Source organism: Mitsuaria sp. TWR114, from assembly GCF_007997345.1.
Window position 1 is genome coordinate 1 of record NZ_VOSR01000442.1, and the last position, 2,545, is coordinate 2,545.

Here is a 2,545-nt window from a genome sequence, read left to right on the forward strand (position 1 = left end):
TGGCTGGGCTGGCTGAACGAGCACAAGGCCCTGATCGTGCCGGGCGCCTGTGGCGCGCTGGGCATCTTCATGATGCGCCAGTACATTGGCAGCACCGTGCCCCGCGAGTTGGTGGACGCCGCCCGGCTGGACGGCTGCGGCGAGTTCGGCATCTTCTGGCGCATCGTGCTGCCGCTGACGCTGCCGGCGTTGGGCACGCTCGGGCTGATCACCTTCATCGGCTCGTGGAACAACTTCATGGGGCCGCTCGTGGTGATCCGCGACATGGACCTCTACACCGTGCCGCTGGCGCTGCGCGCGCTGCAGGGCAGCGGACAGACGCCTTGGGGCGCGCTGTGCGCCGGCGCCGCGGTCGCGGTGCTGCCGCTGCTGCTGATGTTCGTCGTCGCCTCGCGGCGCCTGATCGACGGCCTCACCGCCGGCGCGGTCAAGTAGCCGCGACGCGCTCCGTCTCCCACCGAATCAACGCCTCAGCGCCTCAACGCCTCATCCCGTTCCTCCCGCTTTCAAGCCCTCCAGCCTTCCAGCCCTCATGAGCCCGACCCCTTCCATGACCGACCGCTTCACCGCTTCCGACCGTCTCTCCGCCGCCGCGCTGCGTCAGCTGGGCGACGCCTTCACCTGGGGCGTCGCGACCAGCGCCTACCAGATCGAGGGCGCCGTCGATGTCGACGCCGCGGCCCGTCGATCTGGGACACCTTCGCGAGCCAGCCCGGCCGCACCGTCAATGGCGAAAGCGGCGCCGTCGCCTGCGACCACTACCGCCGCTGGAAGGATGACGTCGCGATGATCGCGGGCCTGGGCGTCGATGCCTACCGCTTCTCCATCGCCTGGCCGCGCGTGCAGCCGCTGGGGCAGGGGCTCTTCAACGAGCGCGGCCTGGACTTCTACGACCGTCTCGTCGATGGGCTGCTCGAGCGCGGCATCGCGCCGCACGCGACGCTGTATCACTGGGACCTGCCGCAGGCTTTGCAGGATCGCGGCGGCTGGGGCAATCGCGACACCGCTTTCCACTTCGCTGTTTATGCCGACGCGATCGCGCGGCGGCTGGGCGACCGGCTGGCCTCGCTGGCGACCCACAACGAGCCCTGGTGCACCGCGGTGCTGGGCCATGAGATCGGCAAGTTCGCGCCAGGCGAGCGCGACCCACAACTGGCCGCGCAGGTCTCGCACCACCTGCTGCTGTCGCACGGCCTGGCAATGAGCGCGATGCGGGCCAGCGGCACCGCCTGCCCGCTGGGCATCGTGCTGAACCAGTCCAGCGTGACCGCGGCGACCGCGAGCGCCGCCGACCAGGCCGCGGCCGCCACCGAGTACGCGCGCTTCGTGCGCTGGTACATGGATCCGCTGTTCCAGGGGCGCTATCCGCAGGACGCCGGCATCGCCCACTACCCGCAGGTCCAGGACGGCGACATGGCGCTGATCCAGGCGCCGCTGGACTTCCTGGGCATCAACTACTACGCCCGCATCTGGGCCAGCCGCGACGAGCCGCCGGTGCCGCCGCCGATGGCGCTGGGCGCGACCGACATGGGTTGGGAGATCTACCCCGACGGCCTGCGCGAGCTGCTCGTCGGCCTGAAGGCGCAGTACCGGGACCTGCCGCCCATCTTCATCACCGAGAACGGCATGGCCAACGCCGACACGCTGGACCACGGCCGCGTGCCCGACCACGCGCGCATCGACTATGTGCGCCGCCACCTCGAGGCGCTGGCGCAGGCCAAGGCCGCCGGCGTCGACATCCGCGGCTACTTCTACTGGAGCTTGATGGACAACTACGAGTGGGACTCGGGCTATGCCAAGCGCTTCGGCCTGGTCCATGTCGACTACGCGACCCAGCAGCGCACGCTGAAGGACAGCGCCCACTGGTACAGCGCCACGATCGCCCAGGCGCGCCGCCACGTGGACGCCCCGGCGCAGGAGCCCGTCCATGGCTGACATGCAGTTGCGCGACCTGCGCAAGCGCTACAGCGGCGGTGTCGAGGTGCTCAAGGGCATCGACCTGGACATCGCCGATGGCGAGTTCACCGTGTTCGTCGGCCCGTCCGGCTGCGGCAAGTCGACGCTCCTGCGCATGATCGCGGGGCTCGAGGACATCGACGACGGCGATGTCCGCATCGGCGGACGCAGCGTGGCCGCGCTCGATGCGTCGCAGCGCGGCGTGGCGATGGTGTTCCAGAGCTATGCGCTGTACCCGCACATGACCGTCGAGCAGAACATGGGCTTCGCGCTGAAGATGTCCGGGCTGCCCCGCGCCGAGGTGCGCGAGCGCGTCGGCCAGGTCGCGGAGATCCTGCAGATCGGGCCGCTGCTGCAGCGCCGGCCGCGCGAGCTCTCCGGCGGCCAGCGCCAGCGCGTTGCCATCGGCCGCGCGATCGTGCGCCGGCCTTCGGTCTTCCTGTTCGACGAGCCGCTGTCCAACCTCGATGCCGCCTTGCGCGTGCAGATGCGCCTGGAGCTGGCGCGCCTGCATCGCGAGCTGGGCACGACCATGATCTACGTGACCCATGACCAGGTCGAGGCCATGACGCTGGGCGACCGCATCGCG

The 2,545-nt window shown here is 70.3% G+C and carries 2 protein-coding genes and 1 pseudogene; all 3 read left to right on the forward strand.

Features of this window, described 5'->3' with window-relative positions; all coding sequences use genetic code 11:
- Positions 1-435 (forward strand): carbohydrate ABC transporter permease (locus FUT87_RS16050; protein ID WP_147241662.1); only part of this gene is annotated, 435 nt, incomplete at its 5' end.
- A 115-nt stretch (positions 436-550) separates the two neighbouring features.
- Positions 551-1,935, forward strand: a pseudogene (locus FUT87_RS16055) (GH1 family beta-glucosidase).
- Positions 1,928-2,545, forward strand: a 618-nt coding sequence (locus FUT87_RS16060; protein ID WP_147241663.1) for an ABC transporter ATP-binding protein, incomplete at its 3' end; no start/stop codon positions are given. The pseudogene FUT87_RS16055 and the gene FUT87_RS16060, both read left to right, overlap by 8 nt.